The sequence below is a fragment of the Pseudomonas sp. LD120 genome (assembly GCF_009861525.1).
Classification (GTDB): domain Bacteria; phylum Pseudomonadota; class Gammaproteobacteria; order Pseudomonadales; family Pseudomonadaceae; genus Aquipseudomonas.
The window spans coordinates 540,044-564,510 of sequence record NZ_WVHL01000003.1 but is presented as its reverse complement, the minus strand read 5'-3'; the positions used below and the strand labels follow the sequence as shown (position 1 = coordinate 564,510).

The 24,467-nt window shown below is 59.0% G+C and carries 22 protein-coding genes and 4 tRNA genes; 15 read left to right on the top strand and 11 right to left on the bottom strand.

Annotated elements, in window-relative coordinates:
* Positions 1–12 precede the first annotated feature (12 nt).
* The 4 genes from PLD_RS08865 to PLD_RS08850 all read left to right on the top strand — a co-directional run bounded on the left by PLD_RS08865 (position 13) and on the right by PLD_RS08850 (position 5,037).
* Entirely contained in the window at positions 13–1,125 is a 1,113-nt protein-coding gene (locus PLD_RS08865) for a hypothetical protein (protein ID WP_159891803.1), read from the top strand.
* A gap of 99 nt (positions 1,126–1,224) precedes the next feature.
* Complete coding sequence (locus tag PLD_RS08860) at positions 1,225–2,514, top strand: M18 family aminopeptidase (protein ID WP_159891801.1); 1,290 nt, start codon at positions 1,225–1,227, stop codon at positions 2,512–2,514.
* Between the two features lie 81 nt (positions 2,515–2,595).
* Positions 2,596–2,802, top strand: a complete 207-nt coding sequence (locus PLD_RS08855; protein ID WP_159891799.1) for a hypothetical protein — start codon at positions 2,596–2,598, stop codon at positions 2,800–2,802.
* 78 nt (positions 2,803–2,880) lie between these two features.
* Positions 2,881–5,037, top strand: coding sequence for a mechanosensitive ion channel family protein (locus tag PLD_RS08850; RefSeq protein WP_159891797.1), 2,157 nt, complete (start codon positions 2,881–2,883; stop codon positions 5,035–5,037).
* Positions 5,038–5,076: 39 nt separating this feature from the next.
* On the opposite strand, the gene PLD_RS08845 is transcribed toward PLD_RS08850, so the two are convergent.
* Positions 5,077–5,790 (bottom strand): UTRA domain-containing protein, encoded by a 714-nt coding sequence (locus PLD_RS08845; RefSeq protein ID WP_159891795.1) that lies wholly within the window; start codon positions 5,788–5,790, stop codon positions 5,077–5,079.
* Between the two features lie 362 nt (positions 5,791–6,152).
* Here PLD_RS08845 and PLD_RS08840 point away from each other — a divergent pair, with 362 nt between their 5' ends.
* The 6 genes from PLD_RS08840 (at position 6,153) to PLD_RS08815 (ending at position 11,412) form a co-directional block, all read left to right on the top strand.
* Positions 6,153–7,220, top strand: a complete 1,068-nt coding sequence (locus tag PLD_RS08840) for an ABC transporter substrate-binding protein (RefSeq protein WP_159891793.1) — start codon at positions 6,153–6,155, stop codon at positions 7,218–7,220.
* A 76-nt stretch (positions 7,221–7,296) separates the two neighbouring features.
* Positions 7,297–8,103, top strand: a complete 807-nt coding sequence (locus tag PLD_RS08835; protein WP_159891792.1) for an alkaline phosphatase family protein — start codon at positions 7,297–7,299, stop codon at positions 8,101–8,103.
* Entirely contained in the window at positions 8,100–8,945 is an 846-nt protein-coding gene (locus PLD_RS08830) for an ABC transporter permease subunit (RefSeq protein ID WP_159891790.1), read from the top strand. The genes PLD_RS08835 and PLD_RS08830 overlap by 4 nt, the downstream gene beginning before the upstream one ends.
* Positions 8,932–9,732: an ABC transporter permease gene (locus PLD_RS08825; protein WP_159891788.1), complete on the top strand. Its 801-nt coding sequence runs from the start codon at positions 8,932–8,934 to the stop codon at positions 9,730–9,732. Before PLD_RS08830 ends, PLD_RS08825 begins: the two co-directional genes overlap by 14 nt.
* A complete protein-coding gene (locus tag PLD_RS08820; protein WP_159891786.1) occupies positions 9,729–10,718 on the top strand; it encodes an ABC transporter ATP-binding protein in 990 nt (329 codons plus the stop codon). Before PLD_RS08825 ends, PLD_RS08820 begins: the two co-directional genes overlap by 4 nt.
* Before the next feature lie 40 nt (positions 10,719–10,758).
* On the top strand, positions 10,759–11,412 hold the full coding sequence (locus tag PLD_RS08815; RefSeq protein WP_159891784.1) for an HAD family phosphatase: 654 nt from the start codon (positions 10,759–10,761) through the stop codon (positions 11,410–11,412).
* 103 nt (positions 11,413–11,515) lie between these two features.
* Here the strand turns inward: PLD_RS08815 and PLD_RS08810 are convergent, their stop codons facing one another.
* A complete protein-coding gene (locus PLD_RS08810; protein ID WP_159891782.1) occupies positions 11,516–12,478 on the bottom strand; it encodes an NAD(P)H-quinone oxidoreductase in 963 nt (320 codons plus the stop codon).
* Positions 12,479–12,617: 139 nt separating this feature from the next.
* On the opposite strand from PLD_RS08810, the gene PLD_RS08805 reads away from it, so the two are divergent.
* Together PLD_RS08805 and PLD_RS08800 are read left to right on the top strand one after the other, a co-directional pair.
* The gene (locus PLD_RS08805) at positions 12,618–14,702 is read left to right on the top strand and encodes a carboxy terminal-processing peptidase (protein WP_178116138.1); all 2,085 of its coding nucleotides are present in this window, start codon (positions 12,618–12,620) and stop codon (positions 14,700–14,702) included.
* Positions 14,703–14,837: 135 nt separating this feature from the next.
* Positions 14,838–16,670: a bifunctional diguanylate cyclase/phosphodiesterase gene (locus PLD_RS08800; RefSeq protein WP_159891778.1), complete on the top strand. Its 1,833-nt coding sequence runs from the start codon at positions 14,838–14,840 to the stop codon at positions 16,668–16,670.
* Here the strand turns inward: PLD_RS08800 and PLD_RS08795 are convergent.
* From PLD_RS08795 to PLD_RS08775, 5 genes are all read right to left on the bottom strand, one after another.
* Positions 16,615–17,037, bottom strand: a complete 423-nt coding sequence (locus PLD_RS08795) for a tetratricopeptide repeat protein (protein ID WP_159891776.1) — start codon at positions 17,035–17,037, stop codon at positions 16,615–16,617. The genes PLD_RS08800 and PLD_RS08795 overlap by 56 nt on opposite strands.
* Entirely contained in the window at positions 17,038–17,409 is a 372-nt protein-coding gene (locus tag PLD_RS08790; protein ID WP_159891774.1) for a hypothetical protein, read from the bottom strand.
* Positions 17,406–17,747 (bottom strand): helix-turn-helix transcriptional regulator, encoded by a 342-nt coding sequence (locus tag PLD_RS08785; RefSeq protein WP_159891772.1) that lies wholly within the window; start codon positions 17,745–17,747, stop codon positions 17,406–17,408. The genes PLD_RS08790 and PLD_RS08785 overlap by 4 nt, the downstream gene beginning before the upstream one ends.
* A 114-nt stretch (positions 17,748–17,861) precedes the next feature.
* Positions 17,862–18,317 carry a YkvA family protein gene (locus tag PLD_RS08780; protein ID WP_159893444.1) on the bottom strand — a complete coding sequence of 152 codons (456 nt, stop codon included), beginning with the start codon at positions 18,315–18,317 and terminating at the stop codon, positions 17,862–17,864.
* A 293-nt stretch (positions 18,318–18,610) separates the two neighbouring features.
* Complete coding sequence (locus tag PLD_RS08775; protein WP_159891770.1) at positions 18,611–19,324, bottom strand: FKBP-type peptidyl-prolyl cis-trans isomerase; 714 nt, start codon at positions 19,322–19,324, stop codon at positions 18,611–18,613.
* A gap of 268 nt (positions 19,325–19,592) precedes the next feature.
* Between PLD_RS08775 and PLD_RS08770 the strand changes: the two genes are divergently transcribed.
* Positions 19,593–21,401, top strand: a complete 1,809-nt coding sequence (locus tag PLD_RS08770; RefSeq protein WP_178116137.1) for a di-heme-cytochrome C peroxidase — start codon at positions 19,593–19,595, stop codon at positions 21,399–21,401.
* A 29-nt stretch (positions 21,402–21,430) separates the two neighbouring features.
* Positions 21,431–22,567: a catalase family protein gene (locus PLD_RS08765; RefSeq protein ID WP_178116165.1), complete on the top strand. Its 1,137-nt coding sequence runs from the start codon at positions 21,431–21,433 to the stop codon at positions 22,565–22,567.
* A 136-nt stretch (positions 22,568–22,703) separates the two neighbouring features.
* Here the strand turns inward: PLD_RS08765 and PLD_RS08760 are convergent.
* From PLD_RS08760 to PLD_RS08745, 4 genes are all read right to left on the bottom strand, one after another.
* Positions 22,704–22,780, bottom strand: a tRNA-Asp gene (locus tag PLD_RS08760).
* A 19-nt stretch (positions 22,781–22,799) separates the two neighbouring features.
* Positions 22,800–22,875, bottom strand: a tRNA-Val gene (locus tag PLD_RS08755).
* 186 nt (positions 22,876–23,061) lie between these two features.
* A tRNA-Asp gene (locus tag PLD_RS08750) sits at positions 23,062–23,138 on the bottom strand.
* Between the two features lie 19 nt (positions 23,139–23,157).
* Positions 23,158–23,233: transfer RNA gene (locus PLD_RS08745), tRNA-Val, on the bottom strand.
* A gap of 160 nt (positions 23,234–23,393) precedes the next feature.
* On the opposite strand from PLD_RS08745, the gene rdgC reads away from it, so the two are divergent.
* A complete protein-coding gene (rdgC, locus tag PLD_RS08740) occupies positions 23,394–24,314 on the top strand; it encodes a recombination-associated protein RdgC (RefSeq protein WP_159891766.1) in 921 nt (306 codons plus the stop codon).
* The last annotated feature ends 153 nt before the right edge of the window (positions 24,315–24,467 follow it).

Genomic DNA, 24,467 nt, shown 5'->3' with positions numbered 1-24,467 from the left:
GACACTTGACCGATGACGTGCATAGCAGCACTTGCCCCGCACTCCCTGGTAAAAACTCCAGAGCAATTGCTCTACCTGGTTTACGGTAACCACGAGGTGTATCGGTGCGAAGTCAAATTCAGCATCCTCACAGCACTTAGCCTGTTGAATAACGGAGAGTCGCTGTGCATCAGGATAATGACCGACCGCCCCCAGGATTATGTTGGCTGGCCAGTAGAAATCGTCGTTTTGAACGAAGAAATCCTGCAGCGGTGGCAAGGCCAGAACGGCTATCACCATCGGCGCAAAGCCTGTGCAATGGCCGCTGGACTTAAACTCGCGGAAAAAACCCTTTTCGCAGACACCGATACGCTCTTTCTGAGAAACCCTCATCGACTGCTGAAAAAGATCAGTCCTCAGAACTACTTGATGGATGAATTTGAATACCACTGGCGAGATGTGAGTACACGCCAGACTTACCTCAAGCTTGGTGTATGCCTACAAACGCATGGCATTAAGCCTGACAGCAATTTCAAACTCTACAACAGTGGCCTGTGCGGACTGACCGACAGCGATACACCACTGCTGGAAAAGTCCATCGGACTTATCGATGAGTGGACCGAGGACTCGTTCGATATCCATACGATCGAACAGATTGCTTTGTCATTTGCAATGCGTGACAAGCCCGTGCAAGAAACCAAGAAGTACGTTTATCACTACTTTGCCAAAAAGCGTTTCTTCCACACGATGCAGGCGCGTTTTTTCGCACTTTACGGCGAAGACTATCGCGCTGAACTGATCTCGCTATCTCGAGAGGTTCCACGCCAGGTGCCCGAGCCCTCGCCCTGGAAGCAACTTCAAATTAAGTGGCGCCTACGTAAACTTGACGGTGAATTAAAGAAGATTTCCAGGGACCTGCATTATGGAAACGAACTCTCCGACAATCCCTATCACTTAGCCTGTCGGTATGAGTGGTGGAAAAACGCTGCTCGAGTTATCGGACGCTGGAATCCGCAAGAACGACAACAAGTTCTGAATCTCAACAGTGGGTCCTGGCCGGAGATTGTGCCCAAGCCCGCTAGAGCAGAAGACCAGCAAGCCATCCTGAATTATCTGCGTGAGCAATTGACCTCAACACCCTATTGAGGTGAGTTCTGCTGCGAATGGGCAACTCGCTGCACACGCTCTTGCCCATCGCTGCGATCCAATACGTTAAACTCGCGCCACTGCTGTCTGGAGCTACTTATGCGCGAAGAGTTGAACCAAGGCCTGATCGACTTTCTCAAGGCCTCCCCTACCCCTTTCCATGCCACTGCCAGCCTTGTTCAACGCCTGGAAGCGGCCGGTTACCAGCGCCTCGACGAACGCGAGCCATGGAGCACAGAAGCCAACGGCCGCTACTACGTCACCCGCAACGACTCCTCGATCGTCGCCTTCAAGCTGGGCCGACATTCCCCGCTGCAGGGTGGTATCCGCCTGGTGGGCGCCCATACCGACAGCCCTTGCCTGCGGGTCAAGCCCCAGCCGGAATTGCAGCGCCAGGGTTTCTGGCAGTTGGGCGTGGAAGTCTATGGCGGTGCACTACTGACGCCCTGGTTCGACCGAGACCTGTCCCTGGCCGGGCGCGTAACCTTCCGTCGCGACGGCAAGGTGGAAAGCCAACTGATCGATTTCAAGGCGCCGATCGCGATCATCCCCAACCTGGCCATCCACCTGAACCGTGAAGCCAACCAGGGCTGGGCGATCAATGCACAAAACGAACTGCCGCCGATCCTGGCGCAGTTCGCCGGCGACGAGCGCGTGGATTTCCGTGCGGTACTCACCGACCAGCTGGCTCGGGAACACGGCCTGAATGCCGATGTGGTGCTGGACTACGAGTTGAGTTTCTATGACACCCAGAGCGCCGCAGTGATCGGCCTGCACGGTGATTTCATTGCCGGTGCGCGCCTGGACAACCTGTTGTCCTGCTACGCCGGGCTACAAGCCCTGCTGACTGCCGAGAGCGACGAAACCTGTGTGCTGGTGTGCAACGACCACGAAGAAGTGGGCTCTTGCTCGGCCTGCGGCGCCGATGGTCCGATGCTTGAACAAACCCTGCGCCGCCTGCTGCCGGAAGGCGACGAGTTCGTTCGCACCATCCAGAAGTCGTTGCTGGTTTCCGCCGACAACGCCCATGGCGTACACCCTAACTACGCTGACAAGCACGACGCCAACCACGGCCCAAAACTCAACGCTGGCCCGGTGATCAAGGTCAACAGCAACCAGCGTTACGCAACCAACAGCGAAACCGCCGGCTTCTTCCGCCACCTGTGCATGGCCGAAGAAGTGCCAGTGCAGAGCTTCGTGGTGCGCAGCGATATGGGCTGCGGCTCGACCATCGGTCCGATCACCGCCAGCCACCTGGGAGTGCGCACCGTGGATATCGGCTTGCCGACCTTCGCCATGCATTCGATCCGCGAACTCTGTGGCAGCCATGACCTGGCGCACCTGGTGAAAGTGCTGAGCGCCTTCTACGCCAGCCACGAACTGCCATAAGGCATGCGGCGGGCCTGTACTTCCATGCCCGCTGGCTTCTGATACACATCAACCCAGGTCGCGACAAAGCGACCTAGACTTATGAGTACCTATTCTGACAAGGCCGTCGCCATGATCTCGATGTCTTCGTTCCATTCCATGCTCATCCCGATTCTCACGGGCATGATCCTATTGGCCATCGGCTTCAATTTCCGGGACAAGAACCTCGGGGTGTTCAGCATGTGGATCGGCATGCTGCTGATTCTCGGCACCGTGGTTTACAAGATCCTCGCCAAACTCGCGGAATAAATGCAGCCCTCACCCTCGCATTGAATTTGGCGGCCTCGTACACTCGGCCGATTCGTCTTCTCCGAGGTTGACCGCCCAGTGTTCGCTCGTCTTCTTGCCCTGCCCTGTTTTGTGCTTGTCTGCCTGCTGACGTTTTTGCCCATGAGCGGTGCCCAGGCCGTCGGCTTGCCGGGGCTGCTGGGCAGCCAGGGTAAAGCGCAACCACAGGCCGAGGAGCCTCTGGGCCAATCATTGGACGAAGTCATCAAATCCTTGGAAAACGACCAGCAGCGAACCCAACTGCTGAGCGACCTGAAAAAGCTCCGGGACGCCACGAAAAAAGCCCAACCCACCACCGAGGAAGGCGTGCTCGGGCTGATCGGCGGCACCCTGTCAAACCTGGAAAAACAGTTCTCCGGCGCAGACAGCCCGTTGACTCGCTGGGCAGACGAATTCGATCAGGCCAAGGACGAACTCTCGGCGCTGATGCTGCCGGCCAGCCAATGGTTGCCGATCATCTTTGCCTTCGCCCTGATCCTTATGGTCTGGAGCCTGCTGGCCGCAGCACTGATCTGGCTCAGTCACCGGGTACGCCTGCGGTTTGGGCTGACCGAAGACCTGCCACAGCACCCTAAGACCTGGGACCTGCTGCGCTTTGCCCTACGCAAGCTCGGCCCCTGGCTGATCGCCCTGATGATCACCGTCTACCTGACTTACTCCCTGCCCTCCTCCCTGGGCAAGGACCTGGCCATGGTCCTGGCTTATGCCTTGGTGGTCGGCACCTGTTTCTCGGCGATCTGCGTGGTGGCGTTTTCCGTGCTCGACGGCCCGCACCGCCATCGCGCGCTGTACATCCTAAGGCGTCAGGCATTTCGGCCACTGTGGTGGATCGGCAGCTTCGCCGCCTTTGGCGAAGCCCTGAGCGATCCGCGGATGGTGGCCAGCCTCGGCCAACACCTGGCCCATACTGCGGCGACCTTCGCCAATGTCATGGCAGCGCTGTCTACCGGGGTGTTCATCCTGCGTTTCCGCCGGCCTATCGCCCACCTGATCCGCAATCAACCGCTGGCCCGACGCCTGACCCGCCGCGCCTTGAGCGACACCATCGAAATCATCGGCACTTTCTGGTACCTGCCGGCCCTGGTGCTGGTGGGCATTTCGCTGTTCGCCACCTTTGTCTCCGCCGGCGACACCAGCACCGCCCTGCGCCAGTCATTGCTGTGCACCGTGCTGCTGGTGTTGTGCATGGTGATCAACGGCCTGGTGCGCCGCCATGCCCTCAAACCTCAGCGAGGACACAAACGCCATGCGCTGTATTCCGAGCGACTGAAAAGCTTCTTCTACACCCTGGCCCACTTGGCGGTCTGGCTCACGTTCATTGAACTCGGCCTGCGGGTCTGGGGCATGTCGCTGATCCGCTTCACCGAAGGCGACGGCCATGAAGTCAGCGTCAAACTGTTCAGCCTCGGCGGCACCCTGATCTTTGCCTGGCTGATCTGGATTCTCAGCGACACCGCGGTGCATCACGCCCTGACCCGCTCGCGCAAGGGCCTGGCCAATGCCCGTGCGCAGACCATGATGCCGTTGATCCGCAACGTGCTGTTTATCACCATTTTCATCATTGCCACCATCGTCGCCCTGGCCAACATGGGCATGAACGTCACCCCGCTGCTGGCTGGTGCCGGCGTCATCGGTCTGGCCATTGGTTTCGGTGCCCAATCCCTGGTAGCCGACCTGATCACCGGCTTGTTCATCATCATCGAGGACTCCCTGGCCATCGACGACTACGTGGATGTTGGCGGCCACCTGGGCACCGTCGAAGGCCTGACCATCCGCACCGTGCGTCTGCGGGACATCGACGGCATCGTGCACACCATTCCGTTCAGCGAAATCAAGAGCATCAAGAACTACTCCCGTGAGTTCGGCTACGCGATCTTCCGCGTGGCGATTCCCTACAACATGGAAATCGACGATGCCATCAAGTTGATGCGCGATGTCGGTCAGAAGATGCGCACCGATCCGCTGCAGCGGCGCAACATCTGGTCGCCGCTGGAGATTCAGGGCGTGGAAAGCTTCGAGTCCGGCAGCGCCATCCTCCGGGCCCGTTTCAAAACCGCGCCGATCAAGCAATGGGAAGTATCACGGGCCTTCAACCTGTCCCTCAAACGCCACCTGGACGAAGCCGGGCTGGACCTGGCCACCCCGCGCATGAGCATTCAGGTGATCACCCCCGGTAGCGCCCCGGAGAAACAATGACCCTGAAGGAGCCGTCCTGCCGGCGAACGGCACAGGCCTCTAAAGCACGTCAACGCCGACATGAATCGCGTCATGCCGCCAGAACTCCAGATCACAATCGATCAGCCGCTCATGCTGGTCATAGTTGACCCGGGCGATGCGCAGCCCGGGACTGCCTACCGAGACCTTCAGGGCCGCGGCGGCTTCCGGCTGCAAGGAGGTGGGCACGATCTCGAAGCGCACCCGCCCGTAATGCAGGTCGTAATGCCGGGCATAGAGCTCGGTGATCGACTGGTTCAAATCCAGGTCGAGAATGTGCGGAAAGTACCTGGGGTTCAGGTAGTGCTCCACGTACAACACCAATCGGTCATCGATGCGCCTCGCCCGGCAGATCTGGATCACGCTGGACAGCGCCGGTAGCTGCAGCCAGGCGCAGACCGCCGCCGACGCCGGTTGCAGGCGCGCCGAGATCACCTCGGTGGAAGGCACTCGTCCCTGGGCACTGACCATGGCGTGAAAGTGACTACGCTGCATCAGGTTGTAGGCCAGTCGCGGTGGTGAAACAAACCAGCCACGGCGCTCCTCGCGGTAGATCTGCCCCTGAGCCTCCAATTGCAGCAAGGCCTCGCGCACGGTGATCCGGGTGGTAGCGAACAGCTCGCTGAGCTTGCGCTCGGCCGGCAGCTTGCTACCGGGCGCCAACAGACCGTGGGCGATCTGCTCCTGCAGGACCTGGCCGATGGCTGTCACCGCTTTGGTTGCATCAATACGCATCAACGTTACCTATCTGGACTAGACCAGCACTGTTTCAGGGCACAGCAGCGGCCTGATCGGCGCCCTGCATCGCTATCCAGAGCCTAGGCACTGCACATGACTGATCGATGACAACACCGCCCAAAGACCCAATCCAGCATCTGCAATTTGCCCGCCAGATCCCTGGATTCCTGGGGTTTTTCCATGGGCTACGCTTATCTCGCCGCTCCAATCCCGCGCCTAAATCCAAGCGCTTCGCGCGGGCAATGACATCAAAGTGTCATTCAGCAAGCTTAAATTGGCTCAGGTATTGCTGACCTAGACCAATCCACCGCAAGACTGTCGATAAAACGCAGCGTTGAATACGCCCAAAGGAGCTTCGGATGAAACAGCTTTTCCTGGCCTCACTGTTAGGCTCGACCATTGCCATGTGCACCACCGCCATGGCCGCTGATCACGATTTGAAAACCTTGGAAGCCGCTGCAAAAGCGGAAGGCACCGTCAACAGTGTCGGCATGCCCGATGACTGGGCCAACTGGAGAGGTACATGGGAGGACCTGGCTAAAACCTACGGCCTCAAGCACATCGACACTGACATGAGCTCGGCCCAGGAGATCGCCAAGTTCGCCGCTGAGAAAGACAACGCCAGCGCCGATATCGGCGATGTTGGCGCAGCGTTCGGCCCGATTGCGGTGAAACAGGGTGTAGCCCAGCCGTACAAGCCAAGCACTTGGGCTCAAGTTCCAGACTGGGCCAAGGACAAGGACGGCAATTGGGCTCTGGCCTACACCGGCACCATCGCCTTCATCATCAACAAAAAGCTGCTGCACGGCTCCGAAGCCCCGAAAAGCTGGGCCGACCTGGAAAAAGGCAAGTACAAGGTGTCCATCGGTGACGTGAGCACCGCCGCCCAAGCTGCCAACGGCGTGCTGGCGGCTGCCATTGCCAAGGGTGGTGACGAAAAGAACATTCAGCCAGCGCTGCTGATGTTCGCTGAAATCGCCAAGCAGGGCCGCCTTTCCCTGGCCAACCCGACCATCGCCACCATGGAGAAAGGTGAAGTGGAAGTGGGTGTGGTCTGGGACTTCAACGGCCTGAGCTATCGCAACAAGATGGTCAACAAGGATGATTACGAAGTGTTGATCCCCTCCGATGGCTCGGTGATCTCCGGCTACACCACCATCATCAACAAATACGCCAAGCACCCCAACGCCGCCAAGCTGACCCGCGAATACATCTTCAGTGACGCCGGTCAGATCAATCTGGCACGCGGCAACGCCCGGCCGATCCGCGCGGAGCACTTGACCCTGCCGGCCGACGTTCAAGCCAACCTGCTGCCCAACGAGCAATACAAACACGTCACCCCGGTCAAGGACGCCGATGCCTGGGAGAAAACCTCCAAGGCCCTGCCGCAGAAGTGGCAGGAAGAAGTGATCATCAACATGCAATAAGGCGCTATCCGCAGGCGTCGGCTCGCCGGCTCCTGCGGCTTTTAACGACGCACCTGATCCTGGAGTCATCCGCCTTATGAAGCACAACGTCATTCTTGTCGTGCTCGACGGCCTCAACTACACCGTTGCCCAACACACCTTGGGCCACCTGCAAGCCTATGCCGGCGCAGGTCGCGCCGCGCTGTACAAACTGCAATGCGAATTGCCCTCGCTGTCCCGTCCGCTGTATGAATGCATCCTCACCGGTGTCGCCCCGATTGACAGCGGCATCGTGCACAACAATGTCTCGCGCCTGTCCACCCAACGCAGCATGTTCCACTACGCACGCGATGCCGGCCTGACCACCGCCGCCGCGGCTTACCACTGGGTCAGCGAACTCTACAACCGCACGCCTTTCAATGCCGCGCAAGACCGGCACACCGCCCACCCCGATCGGCCAATCCAGTACGGCCACTTCTACTGGAGCGATCACTACCCGGACTCTCATGTGTTCGCCGACGCGGAACACCTGCGCCTGTGCCATCAGCCGAACCTGCTCCTGGTGCATCCGATGAACATCGACGACGCCGGACACAAGCACGGCCTCGACAGCGCCCAGTACCGCAACAGCGCGCGCTCGGCAGACATTATCCTCGCCGACTACCTGCAGGGCTGGCTCGACGCCGGCTATCAGGTTCTGGTGACCGCCGACCACGGCATGAACAACGACCGCTCCCACAACGGTCTGCTGGCCGAAGAGCGGGAAGTCCCGCTGTTCGTCCTGGGCGACGCCTTCAGTTTCGATCCCTCGGCCGCGCCCAAACAGACCCAACTGTGCGGTACGGTTTGCCAGTTGCTCGGCGTGGCCCACGACAAACCTTTCTGCCGGGAGCTGTTGAAGTGAATTCAGTCATCCGAGGCAAATGGCTCGCCGCTCTGTGCCTGGTGCCGTTCGCTGTGTTTTTCATCGTGTTCCAGATTGCGCCCCTGGTGTGGGTGCTGATCAACAGCGTGCAGTCGCAAGAGTTCGGCTGGGGCCTGGCCAACTTCAACAAGATCTTCAGCTCGAAGTTTTACCGACAGGCGATCCAGTACAGCCTGGAGATCAGTTTCTGGTCCAGCGTGTTCGGCATCATCATCGCGGTACTGGGCAGCTACTCGCTGCGCCGTGTGGACTCCCGACTGCGCAACTTCGTCAACGCCTTCGCCAACATGACCAGCAACTTCTCCGGCGTGCCCCTGGCCTTTGCCTTCATCATCCTGTTGGGTTTCAACGGCGCCATCACCCTCATGCTCAAGCAGTCGGGGATCATTCAGGACTTCAACCTGTACTCCAAGACCGGGTTGATCATCCTCTACACCTACTTCCAGATCCCCTTGGGCGTGCTGCTGCTATACCCGGCATTTGACGCCCTGCGCGAAGACTGGCGTGAGTCCGCCGCGCTGCTGGGCGCCAATGGCTGGCAGTTCTGGCGACACATCGGCCTGCCGGTGCTGACCCCGGCGCTGCTGGGTACTTTCGTGATCCTGCTGGCCAACGCACTAGGGGCCTACGCCACGGTCTATGCCTTGACCACCGGCAACTTCAACGTACTGCCGATCCGCATCGCCGCCATGGTTTCCGGGGACATCTCCCTGGATCCAAACATGGCCAGCGCTCTGGCGGTGGTGCTGGTGGCGCTGATGACCCTGGTGACCATCGTCCATCAGTTGCTGCTAAAGAGGAGCTACCATGTCTCGCGCTGAACCCGGCCCCTCGGCCCTCTACCATCGTTTCGTGGTCTATCTGTTGTTCTTCATCCTGCTGCTGCCGCTGCTGGGTACCCTCGTCTACTCCATCGCCAGTAGCTGGTCGGCGACCATCCTGCCCAGCGGCTTCACCTTCAAGTGGTACCTGCAGCTATGGAGTGATCCGCGCTTTCTCAATGCCTTCGGCCAGTCGCTGCTGGTCTGCGTCGGTGCGCTGGTGCTGTCGGTGGTGCTGATCCTGCCGCTGCTGTTCGTGGTGCATTACCACTTCCCCAAGCTCGATGCGCTGATGAACATCCTGATCCTGCTGCCCTTCGCGGTGCCCCCCGTGGTGTCTTCGGTGGGCCTGCTGCAGCTCTACGGCTCTGGCCCCTTCGCCATGGTGGGTACGCCCTGGATCCTGATCGGCTGTTACTTCACCGTGGCACTGCCTTTCATGTACCGGGCCATCACCAACAATTTGCAGGCGATCAACCTGCGGGATCTGATGGACGCCGCCCAACTGCTCGGCGCCAGCACCTGGCAGGCGGCGTTCCTGGTGGTGCTGCCAAACCTGCGTAAAGGCCTGATGGTCGCGCTGTTGCTGTCCTTCTCGTTCCTGTTCGGCGAGTTCGTGTTCGCCAATATCCTGGTCGGAACCCGCTATGAAACCCTGCAGGTCTACCTGAACAACATGCGCAACAGCAGCGGCCACTTCACCAGCGCCCTGGTGATTTCCTACTTCTTCTTCGTGCTGCTGCTCACCTGGGCCGCCAACATCTTGAACAAGGACAAAAGCCAATGAGCTTCGTCAGCGTCCAACACCTAAAAAAACACTATGCCGGCACCACGGTGTTCAGCGACATCAACTGCGAAATCCGCAAAGGCGAATTCGTCACCCTGCTGGGACCTTCTGGCTGCGGCAAATCTACCCTGCTGCGCTGCATTGCCGGCCTGACGCCGGTGGATGACGGCAAAATTCTCCTTGATGGCCAGGACATCGTGCCGCTGAGCCCGCAGAAACGCGGGATCGGCATGGTGTTCCAAAGCTATGCGCTGTTTCCCAATATGACCGTGGAGCAGAACGTCGCTTTCGGCCTGCGCATGCAAAAAGTCAAAGCCGACGACAGTCGCAAGCGCGTATTGGAAGCCTTGGAACTGGTGGAGCTGCATGACTTCGCCAGCCGCTACCCACACCAACTGTCCGGTGGCCAGTGCCAACGGGTGGCCCTGGCTCGCTCGCTGGTGACCCGGCCACGCCTGCTGTTGCTGGACGAGCCGCTGTCGGCCCTGGACGCGCGCATCCGCAAACACCTGCGCGAACAAATCCGCAACATCCAGCGCGAGCTGGGTTTGACAACCATCTTCGTCACCCATGATCAGGAAGAAGCCCTGACCATGTCCGACCGGATCTTCCTGATGAACCAGGGCAAGATCGTCCAGAGTGGTGATGCCGAGACCCTCTACACCGCACCAGTCGATGCTTTCGCCGCCGGTTTTATCGGCAACTACAACCTGTTGGACGCCGAAAGTGCCAGCAAGCTGTTGCAACGCCCGATCAAGGGGCGTATCGCCATTCGCCCGGAAGCCATCGAACTGCGCAAGGACGGCCAACTTGATGCGCTGATTCGCAGCCACAGCCTGCTGGGCAACGTGATCCGTTATCGGGTCGAGGCCCGCGGGGTGGAACTGGTGGTCGATGTGCTCAACCGCTCCGCCGATGATCTGCACGCCAACGGACAACGCCTGGGGCTTTGCATCGATCCGACAGCCCTGTGTGAGGTAGCCTGATGCCTTTCACACAATTGATGTTGAAGAGAGAACTGCACTGATGGCCTTGGCAATTTTTGATCTGGACGAAACGTTGATTCACGGCGACTGCGCCACCCTCTGGAGCGAACAGATGGGGCGCTTGGGCTGGGTCGACAGCGAATCGTTCATGCGCCGCAACCATGAACTGATGGACGCCTACAGCCACGGCAAGCTGGCCATGGAGGAGTTCATGGATTTCAGCCTGGAGCCCATGACCGGACGCACTCCGCAAGAGGTCACGCACCTGGTCGAGCCCTGGGTCGAAGAGGTAATCGAACCGATCATCTTCAGTGATGCCTGCAAGGCCATTGCCGCCCATCGCCAGGCCGGCGACCGGATCCTGGTGATCTCGGCCTCGGGCACCCATCTGGTGAAACCGATTGCGGCCCGCCTGGGCATCGACGAAGTGCTGGGCATCGAGCTGGAAGTGCAACATGGGGTCTACAGCGGCCGCACCGTTGGCACCCTGACTTACCGCGAAGGCAAGATCACCCGTCTGCTGGAATGGCTGGATGCCGAGGAAGAAAACCTGGAAGGCGCAACCTTCTACTCCGACTCGCGCAACGACCTGCCGTTGCTGCTGCGCGTGGATCATCCGCAAGTGGTGAACCCGGACCCGGTATTGCGCGAACACGCCGAGAAGGCCGGCTGGCTGATCCATCACTGGAAGTGACCCGTCCCCAGGTCCCCGAAGCTGGCTTGTACAGGAGCTGGCTGCCAGCGAACGGCTCTCAGGCCTGACGCTCCCTTCGCCGGCAGGCCTGCTCCTGCAGGGTTCAGGTCAGGCTGGGGTCGATCACCAGCACCAGCTTGCCCGACACCTTATTGGTCGCCAGTTCGGCAAAGGCGGCTTCAGCGTCCTGAATCGGGAAGGTCTTGGCCAGTTGCGGGCTCAGACGCCCTTCAGTAAACAGCGGCCAGACATTTTGCCCAAGGTCGCTCAGCAGGTCGGCCTTGAACTGCTCGTTGCGGCTGCGCAGGGTCGAGCCCAGCAACTGGATGCGCTTGGCCAGAACCTGGGCCAGGTCCAATTGCGCTTCGCGCCCCCCCATCAAGCCAATCAACACCCAACGCCCATCCACGGCCAGCAACTTGATGTTATCGGCCGCGTAATTGGCTCCTACCGGATCAAGGACGACATCGAACGGACCAAAGTCCCGTAGCGCCTCCAGGCCATCGGTGCGCACCACGCCGCCCTGGGCACCCAGGCTTTCGCAATAGGCCAGACGATCAGCGGAACCGACACTGACCCAACACGGATTGCCGAACGCCTTGCACAGTTGAATGGCCGCCGAACCGACACCACTGGCCCCGGCGTGCAACAGTACCTTCTCCCCGGGCTTGAGTGCCGCCAGTTGGAACAGGTTGAGCCAGGCGGTGGCGTAGACCTCGGGCAATGCCGCTGCCTCGACCAGGGACAGCCCCTCAGGGACCGGCAGCACATGGCGCGCATCCACCACCACTTCCTCGGCCATGCCGCCACCGGCCAGCAGCGCGCACACCCGATCGCCGATCTGCCAGGACGAACCCGGGCCTACTTCGCTGATAATCCCGGAGCACTCCAGGCCCAGGATCGGGCTGGCTCCCGGAGGCGGCGGATAAAGTCCGGCTCGCTGCAGCAGATCAGCCCGATTAAGACCCGCAGCCGCCACGCGAATACGGACTTGCCCTACATCACAGGACGGGCTTGGTTCTTCAACCCACTCCACATGACCTTCAACGCCTTGCAATGCTTTCACAGTGCCTCCATAGTGAGTCTGGACTGAGCCCGGAGCGGTAGCACCGGGCTTTTTGCATTATGCGACCGGCCCTTTACGGAACCGGCGACTTCAAAGACGGCCTAATATGCGTTATCAATTGCCCCCGCGTCGAATCAGCATGAAGCATTTGTTCCCCAGCACCGCCCTCGCTCTTTTCATTGGTTTCGGCCTGCTGCCGATGTCGACCAATACGTTCGCAGCCAATAGCTGGGACAACCTTCAGCCCGATCGCGATGAGGTAATTGCCAGCCTCAATGTCGTTGAACTGCTCAAACGTCACCATTACAGCAAACCACCGCTGGATGATGCGCGCTCGGTGATCATCTATGACAGCTACCTGAAACTACTGGATCCTTCGCGCAGCTACTTCCTGGCCAGCGATGTCGCGGAATTCGATAAATGGAAAACCCAGTTTGACGACTTCCTCAAGAGCGGCGACCTGAACGCCGGGTTCACCATCTACAAGCGGTATCTGGACCGGGTCAAAGCGCGTCTGGACTTCGCCCTCGCGGAACTCAACCAAGGCGTCGACAAGATCGACTTCAGCGCCAAGGAAACCTTGCTGGTAGACCGCAAGGACGCGCCTTGGCTCAAGACCACCGCCCAACTCGACGATCTGTGGCGCAAACGCGTCAAGGACGAAGTGCTGCGGATGAAGATTGCCGGCAAGGACTCCAAGCAGATTCAAGAGACGCTCACCAAGCGTTACAAGAATCAATTGGCGCGTCTGAACCAAACCCGGGCCGAGGACATCTTCCAGGCCTACATCAACACCTTCGCCATGTCATACGACCCGCACACCAACTACCTGTCGCCCGACAGCGCGGAAAACTTCGACATCAACATGAGCCTGTCGCTGGAAGGTATCGGCGCCGTGTTGCAGAGCGACAACGACCAGGTCAAGGTCGTGCGCCTGGTACCGGCCGGACCGGCGGATAAGACCAAGCAAGTGGCTCCCGCTGACAAGATCATCGGTGTCGCTCAGGGCAACAAGGAAATGGTCGACGTCGTGGGCTGGCGCCTGGACGAAGTGGTCAAACTGATCCGTGGCCCGAAAGGTACTTTGGTGCGCCTGGAAGTGATTCCAGCCAGCAACGCACCCAACGATCAAACCAGCAAGATCGTGCCCATCATTCGCGAAGCGGTGAAGCTCGAAGATCAGGCGGTGAAGAAGTCGATCCTCAACCTCAAGCAAGATGGCAAGAACTACAAGCTCGGGGTGATCGAGATCCCGGCTTTCTACCTGGACTTCAAAGCCTTCCGTGCCGGTGATCCGAACTACAAGAGCACCACACGCGACGTGAAGAAGCTACTGACCGAGTTGCAGAAAGACAAGGTCGATGGCGTGGTCATCGACCTGCGCAACAACGGCGGCGGCTCCCTTCAGGAAGCCACCGAACTGACCAGCCTGTTCATCGACAAAGGCCCGACCGTACTGGTACGCAACGCCGACGGTCGCGTGGATGTGCTGGAGGATGAAAATCCTGGCGCCTTCTACAAAGGCCCAATGGCGCTGTTGGTCAACCGTCTGTCGGCATCGGCGTCGGAGATTTTCGCCGGCGCCATGCAGGACTACCACCGCGCACTGATTATCGGTGGCCAGACCTTCGGTAAAGGTACCGTGCAGACCATCCAGCCGCTTAACCATGGCGAACTGAAACTGACCCTGGCCAAGTTCTACCGGGTTTCCGGGCAGAGCACCCAGCATCAGGGGGTACTGCCGGACATCGACTATCCGTCGATCATCGACACCAAAGAGATTGGCGAAAGCGCACTGCCTGAAGCCATGCCTTGGGACACCATTCGCCCGGCCATCAAGCCCGCAATGGACCCGTTCAGACCCTTCCTGGCGCAGCTCAAAGCTGATCATGAAAGCCGCTCGGCGAAAGATGCCGAGTTCGTGTTCATCCGCGACAAACTGGCGCTGGCGCAAAAGTTGATGGCGGAAAAAACCGTCAGCCTCAACGAGGCCGATCGCCGTGCACAGCACGCCGACATCGAAGCCAAGCAACTGGCCCTGGAAAACACTCGGCGCAAGGCCAAGGGCGAAGAGCCGTTGAAAGAACTGAAGAAAGAAGACGAAGACGCACTGGCCGCTGCCGAGCCGGATAAAACCAAACCGGAAGATGATGCCTACCTGAGTGAGACCGGGCGGATTCTGCTGGACTATCTGAAACTCAGCACCTCGGTAGCCAAGCACTAAATGAGCATGTCGATTTAATTCGGTCGCTCCCCGGACCGTCATTAAACAGTCATCATTCTGTCGTGAAATAAAGGACCGTTTGCCACCCTTGGCCCAAGGGTGACAAACGGTCCTTTTTTATCGACAGAGATCGCCATGACCACGACAGAACAGCTGAGTGCATTGAGTTCAATTCTGGCTCAAAGCGGTTTACACAGCCTGTTCCAACCGATCATTTCCCTTTCAGAGCGACGCATCCTCGGATACGAAGCTTTAAGTCGCGGCCCGTCCAACAGCCCGCTGCACTCCCCAGTCGCCCTGTTTTCGGTGGCCCGTCAGGCCGGACGCCTGAGTGAACTGGAGATCGCCTGCCGCCACAGCGCCTGCAAACGTTTCAGCGAGCAGCACCTACCCGGCAAACTCTTTCTTAACGTTTCTCCCGAATCCCTTCTGGAAGCGACGCACCAGCCCGGCCGAACCCTGCAACTGCTGCAAGACTTCGGCATTCCACCTAGCCAGATCGTGATCGAACTCACTGAACAGGCACCGATCGATGATTTTCAACTGCTGCAAAATGCCCTGCACCACTACCGCGACATGGGTTTTTCCATCGCTTTGGATGACCTCGGCGCCGGTTATTCCAGCCTGCGTCTATGGTCAGAGTTACGCCCCGACTATGTGAAGATCGATCGACATTTTATCGATGGCATCCATCAGGACGCCCTCAAGCGCGAGTTCGTCGGCTCGATCCTGCAGATCGCCAAGGCTTCCCGCGCTCAAGTGATCGCCGAAGGCATCGAATTGACCGAAGAGCTGGCAGTGCTCACCGAAATGGGCGTTGATCTGGTTCAGGGCTACCTATTGTGCCGCCCACAGGAACAACCGCCTCGTGACACACGGGTGATGATGCCCAAGCACGACAACACCAGCGTGGCGCTGAACGATGAAGGCAGCGACCTCAGCGCCTTGCTCAACGAACAGCCGGCGGTGGCACGCAACACCGCGACCGCCAACGTGCTGGAAGCCTTTCGCCGGCAAGCCAATCTCAATTCCCTGGCCGTACTCGACGAGCAAGGCCAGCCTTGCGGCATCGTTCATCGGCATTCGCTCTCGGACGCGCTGCTCAAACCCTTTGCGACCGATCTATTCGCCCGCAAACCCATCAGCCGCCTGATGAATGATGATTTCCTCGCAGTCGAACTCAGCCAGTCCTTGCAGCAGGTCAGCCGCTTGATCACCAGCCGCGCCCGGCAACGCATCGAGGAGGACTTCATCATCACCCTCAATGGCCACTACCTGGGGCTGGGACGGGTGATTGATGTGCTCAAACTGATCACCGAACTGAAGATCCAGCAGGCCCGCTACGCCAACCCACTGACTCTGCTACCGGGTAATGTGCCGATTCAACAATGCCTGTCGCGCTTGTTGCAGCAAGGACGAGAGTCGGTGATCTGCTACGTGGACATCGACAGCTTCAAACCCTTCAACGATATCTATGGCTACGGCCGCGGCGACGAAGTCTTGCTGTGTCTGGCGCAATGTCTGAATGATCGAGTGGATCCGAGCCGCGACTTTGTCGGACATATCGGTGGAGATGATTTTTTACTGGTGCTTGGGCCCGAGGACTGGCGCAAGCGCCTGAACCAGTTGCTGGATGACTTTCACAGCCAGTGCCGACGCTTTTATCGCAATGAACACCTGGAGGCCGGCTGCTTCGTCGCTCCCAATCGACAGGGCGAGCGCCAGGAGTTTCCCTTATTGTCGCTGTCCATCGGGGTCGTGCATTTACATCCGCTGGCCTGTGAACAACTGGATGCCAGTCAGTTGGCGGAGCTGGCCTCCCAAGCCAAGCATCACGCCAAGAATGTGCAGGGCTACAGCATTCATGTGATCGACAGCCTGGAAACCGTAGTCCGCGTTGAGACCGAGAACCTCAGCGGGCCGGCACGGGATCGGGATCAGCCGGCTGATTCAACTGTGCCAGCTTGAGGTCTGCCAGGGGATGACCAGCCTTAGCCGAAAGCGTCCACCAGCGAGCGGCCTCGACAGCGTCGGGAGCCTTGCTGGCTGAGCCGGAGAGGCTGATTACGCCTAGTTGATAGGCGGCCTTGGCATCACCGGACAACGCCGCCAGACGCAGCAGGCGAATGCCTTCCTCGCGCGCCCCAAGCCCCTGCCCGCGAAAGGTCAGGATGTGCCCGTAGAAACTCTGCGCGTCGACATCGCCCAGATTGGCCATCCGCGCGAACTGCCCTTCCATCCAGCGCCAACTGCGCGGCTCACGAACAAACCATGGCCAATGAAACAACCGGCGCGCCAGCCAATAACTGAGCCGCGCCTTGAGTCGCCAGAACATTCAAGCCTCCGCAGATTCGGGGTACTCGTACTCGAATACACGCGCCACTTCCGAAGCGTGCCATGATGCCGCGGCCACACCATCGGAAGGCCCTGAAAAACGCCCCAGGCGTTCCACACATTCAAAAAAACCGGTCCGCGGCAAACGGCTGGCCCCCTGGCTGATTACCAGAGAACTGCGCAGCGGCTGCTCGGCGCGCGCATCCAGGGCCGCCAAATGCTCTAGCGCGGCCGTCAGGGTCTGCATGGCCGGACTGGGCAGTTGCAAGCGCTCCAACAGTGCCCGGTAAGTTAAAAGATGACGTTGACGACGGGCCTGGTCCAGCTCACCCAACAGCCCATCCCAGTGCTGACGACTGATCCTTACACTCACGATTGCTCCCTCCACCCCGGTACCGCCAACTCCCAGGCCAAGCTACGGCGAATCGCAGCGTCGGGTTGACGCTCGCCACTTTCAATCAGGGCCAGGTAAGACGGACTGATGCCTACTTTGCGGGCCAGCGCCTCAATGGCGATGCCCTTTGCTTCGCGCAGATTGCGTAATTGATCCAGACCCGGAAGACTCTGGGCCGGGGTAGCTGCCTGAGACATTTCAGCAGCTTGCGACACTTGTTTGGTAAGACCTGCGGCTGTCAATAAAGCTTGATACTGAGCCCACGGCAGCACCGCATACTCGGGCTGACCATCGCGTTCAATAATCTGAATATCCATTACTACCCCGTAGGACAACGACACTTATCGAGTCGGATTTTTCCTTTGAAGTGTAATCCTAACAGCGGCGGCGGTCGCTGGAAGCATGATTGTTATCCCGACACGCGAATCACTTCAGCTTTTCCGAGGCCCTTCTAGCTGCAGTTGTTCGCACGTGTCCGGTAATCGCTCCAGCAGCACGAGTCTTTCCGGCGCCTGGCGGTTACGCCAGGTGCTGAAGGCATTGAGTTCGTCACCCAGGTTTTTCATCAGCCAGGCCAGCACGGCGATGTCGTCAAGCATGCCGAACACCGGAATGAAATCGGGAATTGCGTCCAGCGGACTCAGGAAATACATCAGCCCTGCTACCACCGATAACAAGGCCTTTGGGCTGATGGCTCGGTACTCACCGCGCCAGTAGGCCAGACAAAGCGCCTGCAACAGACGCAAGTCCTCCTTGACCTTACCCAGGCGCGCGCCTTGGCTGGCACCTTTGCTTGCCACAGCGAACAACAGCGTCGGCAGACGCCCCCGACTTAACAATCGGCCTGCCAAGGGCAGAAAGCGGGCAAAGTTCCAAGGCGCTTTCATCATCACTCCCACTGAAATGTTATCCACACAAATTGTGGATAACCTTGTGAACAGAGCTATTTTTCCAGCCTGAAAGCCCCATTTCATAAGGGCCGAGCTCAAATCGGGCGTTTTTTACTCACATAAAAAAAGCCCATAATTTCATTGACTTGGCAGCCCTCAACGACTAGCCAATACTGATCCTTTGCTCAGACCGATGACAAGACTGCCGGTTCGTTTTTTTTACCGGCACCGCCCTCCAGAAACGACAACGCCCCGTAAAAACGGGGCGTTGTTTCAGGCGCTGAAACAGCTTACTTGGCCGCGTCCTGCTTGGCTGGATCTTTGATCCCCAGCAATTCCAATTCGAACACCAGCACCGAGTTGGCTGGAATCGACGGGCTTGGGCTTTGCGCGCCATAAGCCAGGTCGCTAGGAATGTACAGCTTGTACTTCTCACCAACGTGCATCAGTTGCAGACCTTCAACCCAACCCGGGATCACGCCACTGACAGGCAGATCGATCGGGCTGCCACGCTCCACCGAGCTGTCGAATACGGTTCCGTTGGTCAGGGTACCGGTGTAATGAACCGTCACCACGTCAGTCGGCTTAGGTTGAGGACCATCGGCCTTTTTCAGTACTTCGTACTGCAGGCCGGAAGCGGTGGTGATCACACCGGCTTTCTTGCCGTTCTCTTCGAGGAATTTCTTGCCGGCAGCGGCAGACTCTTCGCTCAACTTGGCCATGCGCTCTTCAGCACGCTTCTGCAGCGCGGTGAAGGCTTCGACCAGCTCTTCATCCTTCAATTTCTGTTCTTTCTTGCCAACGGCATCTTCGATGCCCTGGGCTACTGCTTTGGAATCCAGGTCATCCATGCCTTCCTGAGCAAGACTTTTGCCCATGTTCAGGCCGATGCCGTAGGAAGCTTTCTGCGCCGGGGTTTTCAGCTCTACGCTGGTCTGCGAATCACAACCCGCAAGTACCAGGCTAACCAGGGCCACCGCCGCCGCCAACCGATGCTGTTTCATGCTATTTCCTTGTTCATGCGCCTAAAGGGCAATCGAATAAAGCCGCGAGCTTATCAGGCGGCCACGACCAATGGCTACCGGCATAGGAGCAGTAAATCAATGATAAGTTCACGTCTTTAAAAGCATTTTATGCTCTGGGATATGCCCCATTCAGGCAGATGGCCGTGAGGCTGGAACGAGCGCGAATAACCATAGCGCAAGTAATGGCTACTTGCCGCATCTGATGGGCTCAGGCATAAGGAAACGAAACTCGACAAGGAAGTACATCTTGCGCCTCATTTACCGTTTATTGCTGTTGATCGCCGTACTGATCGGCCTCGTCCTGGCTGTGATCCTGTACTACGTCGCCCACCCGAAACTCCCTGAATATGTGCCTGTAACCCAGGTGCACTACCTTGATCAATGGACGAGCGCCGACCGCCAAACCTACTATTTCACCCCCCAGGGCACTCAGGTCAAAGGCCTGCGTTATGAGTGGTTTACCGCCCTGGAGCTCCCCTTCTCCCAACAACTCTTCGCCGCGCCCGAACACTTGGCGCGATTCGGCTTTCTGGTGGACCCTGGACAAACAGCCACGACGCAGAATCCAGGCAACTTGCCAGTAGGATTCACCCGCCATCAAAACCCGGGGAGCCAGGAGCAATACCTGGATATCACCTGCGCGGCTTGCCATACCGGCGAACTGCGCTTCAACCATCAAGCGTTGCGGATCGATGGTGGTTCGGCACAACACGTGCTGCCGTCCAGCGTACCGACCTTGCGCGGCGGCAGCTTCGGTCAAGCCCTGGTCGCCAGTCTGGCCATGACCTATTACACCCCATGGAAATTCGAGCGCTTTGCTCGCAAGGTGCTAGGTCCGAACTACGATGCGCAACATGAACAATTGCGAAAAGACTTCAAGGAGTCGCTGGACACCTTCCTGAAAGTGGCCTGGAACGACACTCACCGCGGCCTCTACCCCACCGAGGAAGGCCCGGGGCGTACCGACGCCTTCGGTCGGATCGCCAACGCCAGCTTCGGTGACGCCATTTCCCCGCAGAACTACCGCGTCGCAAACGCCCCGGTGGATTACCCCCAGCTATGGGACATCTGGACGTTCGATTGGGTGCAATGGAACGGCTCGGCGCAACAGCCCATGGCCCGTAATATTGGCGAAGCACTGGGCGTAGGTGCCACCCTGAACCTGTTCGACGCCGCCGGCCAGCCATTGACCGGCGATGCCCGCTACCCTTCCAGCGTTCGAGTTCGCGACCTCAATCACATCGAAGAGACCCTGCAGCGGCTCAAACCACCGACCTGGCCCGAAGCCCTGCTGGGCACCATCGACAAACCGCTAGCCGCCCGTGGCCGCTCCCTGTTCAACACCCATTGCGCGGGGTGCCACGCCCCCACGGTGAGCCAGAGCAACGGCCGACCGGTACAACAGCTGAAAATGCTCCCCATCTCAGTGATCGGTACCGACCCGAACTCCGCCAGCAACATCGCCGACCTACGCTACGATTTGAGCAGCCTGCAATGGGACACGGCCGAGCTGGCCAACTCCAATGTCGAACTGCACCCAACGCCCAGCGAGCCGCTGGACCTGCGCCAACTGTCGGCCGCCAAGGGCTTGGCCTACATCACCGCCTTCGTCGAAGAGCGTGCCTATCGCGACGCCAAAGTCACTCCCGAAGAACGTCCACGACTCGATGGCTACGGCATGCCCATCGGCGTAAGGGAATTGCGTGCCTACAAAGCTCGTCCGCTGGCCGGGGTCTGGGCAACACCGCCTTACCTGCACAACGGCTCGGTGCCCAACCTCTATCAACTACTCTCCCCACAATCGGAACGCGCTACCACGTTCTACCGTGGCACCTTTGAGTACGACCCCAAGCACCTGGGCTATCGTCCTGAAGCCTTCAAGAACGGCTTTGAATTCGATACCCGCATCAGCGGCAACCACAACAGTGGCCACGAATTCCGCGCCGGCCAGCGTGGTAACGGCGTCATTGGTCCATTACTGCAACCTCAAGAGCGCTGGGCGCTGCTGGAATACCTGAAAGTGCTGGGCGGACCGCTGGAGTCACAACTGCCATGAAACTTGATCTCGCAAGAAAACGAACGTCCCTGCTGGGCAGACTCTGGCTACACCTGGGTGCCCTACTGGGCAAGATGCTGTTGCTGCTAGGGGGAGTCGGGCTGACCAGCTGGGCCTTGGCCAGCGCCTGGTTCGCCTGGCAGCACAGCGGCCCGGTGGCGGTGCAGGAACAGATCCCAGCCGATGAGGCCGCCCGCACCCAGGACATCATCCAGACCGCCGTGCGTATCGTCGACCAGCACCGCGAGGGTACTCGCTACCTGCGCGACGCCCATGCCAAGGCTCACGGCTGCGTTAAAGCCGAGGTTCAGGTACTCAAGGACTTGAGCCCAGAGCTGCGCCAGGGAGTGTTCGCCAGTCCTGGCCAGACCTGGCAAGCGACGGTGCGCTTGTCCAATGGCAATGCCTATCCGCAGTTCGACAGCATTCGCGACGCCCGCGGCATGGCAATCAAACTGTTGGATGTGCCAGGGCAGCAGTTGATACCCACAGAATCGGGGCGACGCGAGCAAGACTTCGTGATGTTCAATCATCCGAACTTCTTCGTCAGCGATGTGGCCGAGTATCAGCAGAACATCGCGGCCCAGGCGGACGGCAAGAAAGTCGGGGCCTTCTTTCCTGGCTGGGATCCTCGCCGATGGCAGATCCGCCACCTGTTCATTGCCCTGGCCACGCTGTCACCGGCACCGGCCAGTCCGACCCAGAGCACTTACTTCTCGGTTTCGCCCTACAAATTCGGCAGTGCCAATGCCAAGTTCCGAGTCATGCCGGACCCAGGCAGTTGCCCGGCCTACAGCCTGCCGACGCAGAATCAGGACCTGCCCAACTTCCTGCGCAGCGCCCTGACCCAACAACTCTCCACCGATCGGGTTCCGGCCTGCTTCGTCCTGCAGATCCAGCGTCAGGACCCAAGCCGGTTCATGCCGATCGAAGACACCAGCATCGAATGGAAGGAAAGCGACGCGCCGTTTGAAACCGTGGCCCGGATGAAGATTCCCGCCCAGGATTTTGACACGCCCGCGCAAAACCTGGCCTGTGACAACCAGTCCTTCAACCCCTGGTTCGGCATCGAAGCCCATCGCCCTATTGGCGGCATCAACCGCTTGCGCAAGGCGGTGTACGAGGCTGTCAGCGACTATCGGCACAGCCGAAACGCCGAGCAGTAGCCATAAACAAAAAAAGCGGCCCACGGGCCGCTTTTTCGCACAGGATCTGAATCCAACCAAATCCCAGACAGCAGAAAGCCCGCGTTAGCGGGCTTTCTGTAGTGACCTGACGTTCAGTGTTCCAGGTTACCGAATATGGCGCAGCGGACGGGACTCGAACCCGCGACCCCCGGCGTGACAGGCCGGTATTCTAACCGACTGAACTACCGCTGCGCGTAGCTTTAAAAGTAAGTGGTGGGTGATGACGGGATCGAACCGCCGACATTCTGCTTGTAAGGCAGACGCTCTCCCAGCTGAGCTAATCACCCTTTACCTTCGTTGCGGGGCGCATTATGCCACAGAAATTCTTAAAGTGTTGATTTAATTGATAAATTTATCAAAAAAATTGAATTCCCATGATTGGCCACACGACCCGCCAACTCTTTACAGCAAAAAGCCCGCGTTAGCGGGCTTTCTGTGGTGACCTGGCGTTCAGTGTTCCAGGTTACCGAATATGGCGCAGCGGACGGGACTCGAACCCGCGACCCCCGGCGTGACAGGCCGGTATTCTAACCGACTGAACTACCGCTGCGCGTAACACTGAATGCGAATGGTGGGTGATGACGGGATCGAACCGCCGACATTCTGCTTGTAAGGCAGACGCTCTCCCAGCTGAGCTAATCACCCTTCACGTTCGGTGTGGCGCGCATTCTACGGAGCAGCACCCACTCTGGCAAGCACTTTTTATAATAATTTTTTCAGGCCTTCCAAAGGCTTAGCGAAGGGTTGGCCTGAGCAGCGGCGAAGAGAATAATGCGCTCCTTTGTATAAAGGAGAGATTCACCCCATGTGGTTCAAAAACCTGCTGATCTATCGCCTGACCCAAGATCTGCCTTGTGATGCTGAGGCGCTGGAAACTGCACTGGCGACCAAACTGGCGCGCCCCTGTGCAAGCCAGGAGTTGACCACTTACGGTTTCGTCGCCCCTTTCGGCAAAGGTGAAGACGCCCCACTGGTGCACGTCAGCCAGGACTTCATGCTGGTGGCGGCGCGCAAAGAGGAACGCATCCTGCCGGGCAGCGTGGTGCGTGACGCTGTCAAGGAAAAAGTCGAAGAGATCGAAGCCGAGCAGATGCGCAAGGTCTATAAGAAGGAACGCGATCAGATCAAGGATGAAATCATCCAGGCGTTCCTGCCCCGGGCCTTTATCCGTCGCTCCTCGACCTTCGCCGCCATCGCCCCGAAACAGGGGCTGATTCTGGTGAACTCGGCCAGCCCGAAACGCGCCGAAGACCTGCTTTCCACTCTGCGCGAAGTGCTCGGCACCCTGCCGGTTCGCCCACTGACGGTAAAGACCGCACCAACCGCGATCATGACCGACTGGGTCAAGACCCAGAAAGCCGCCGACGACTTCTTCGTCCTCGACGAATGCGAGCTGCGTGACACCCACGAGGACGGCGGCATCGTACGCTGCAAACGCCAAGACCTGACTGGCGAAGAAATCCAACTGCACCTGAGCACCGGCAAGGTGGTCACTCAACTGTCCCTGGCCTGGCAGGACAAACTGTCCTTCATGCTCGACGACAAAATGGTGGTCAAGCGCCTAAAATTCGAAGACCTGTTGCAAGATCAGGCAGAGCAGGACGGTGGCGATGAAGCCCTAGGCCAGCTCGATGCCAGCTTCACCCTGATGATGCTGACCTTCGGCGACTTCCTGCCAGCCCTGGTCGAAGCGTTGGGTGGCGAAGAGGTCCCACAAGGCATCTGACGCCCGACCCGATTCCTTCTGCCTCAGACGCCACCACCTTCGGTGGCGTTTTCATTTCTCAGTCCTGGTCTACCTGGTCCCAGGCAATCTTGCTCCAACAGGCTTTGGCGCCTGCCTCCCCTTCGCCATGACCCAGTTGAGCAAAAACTGGAA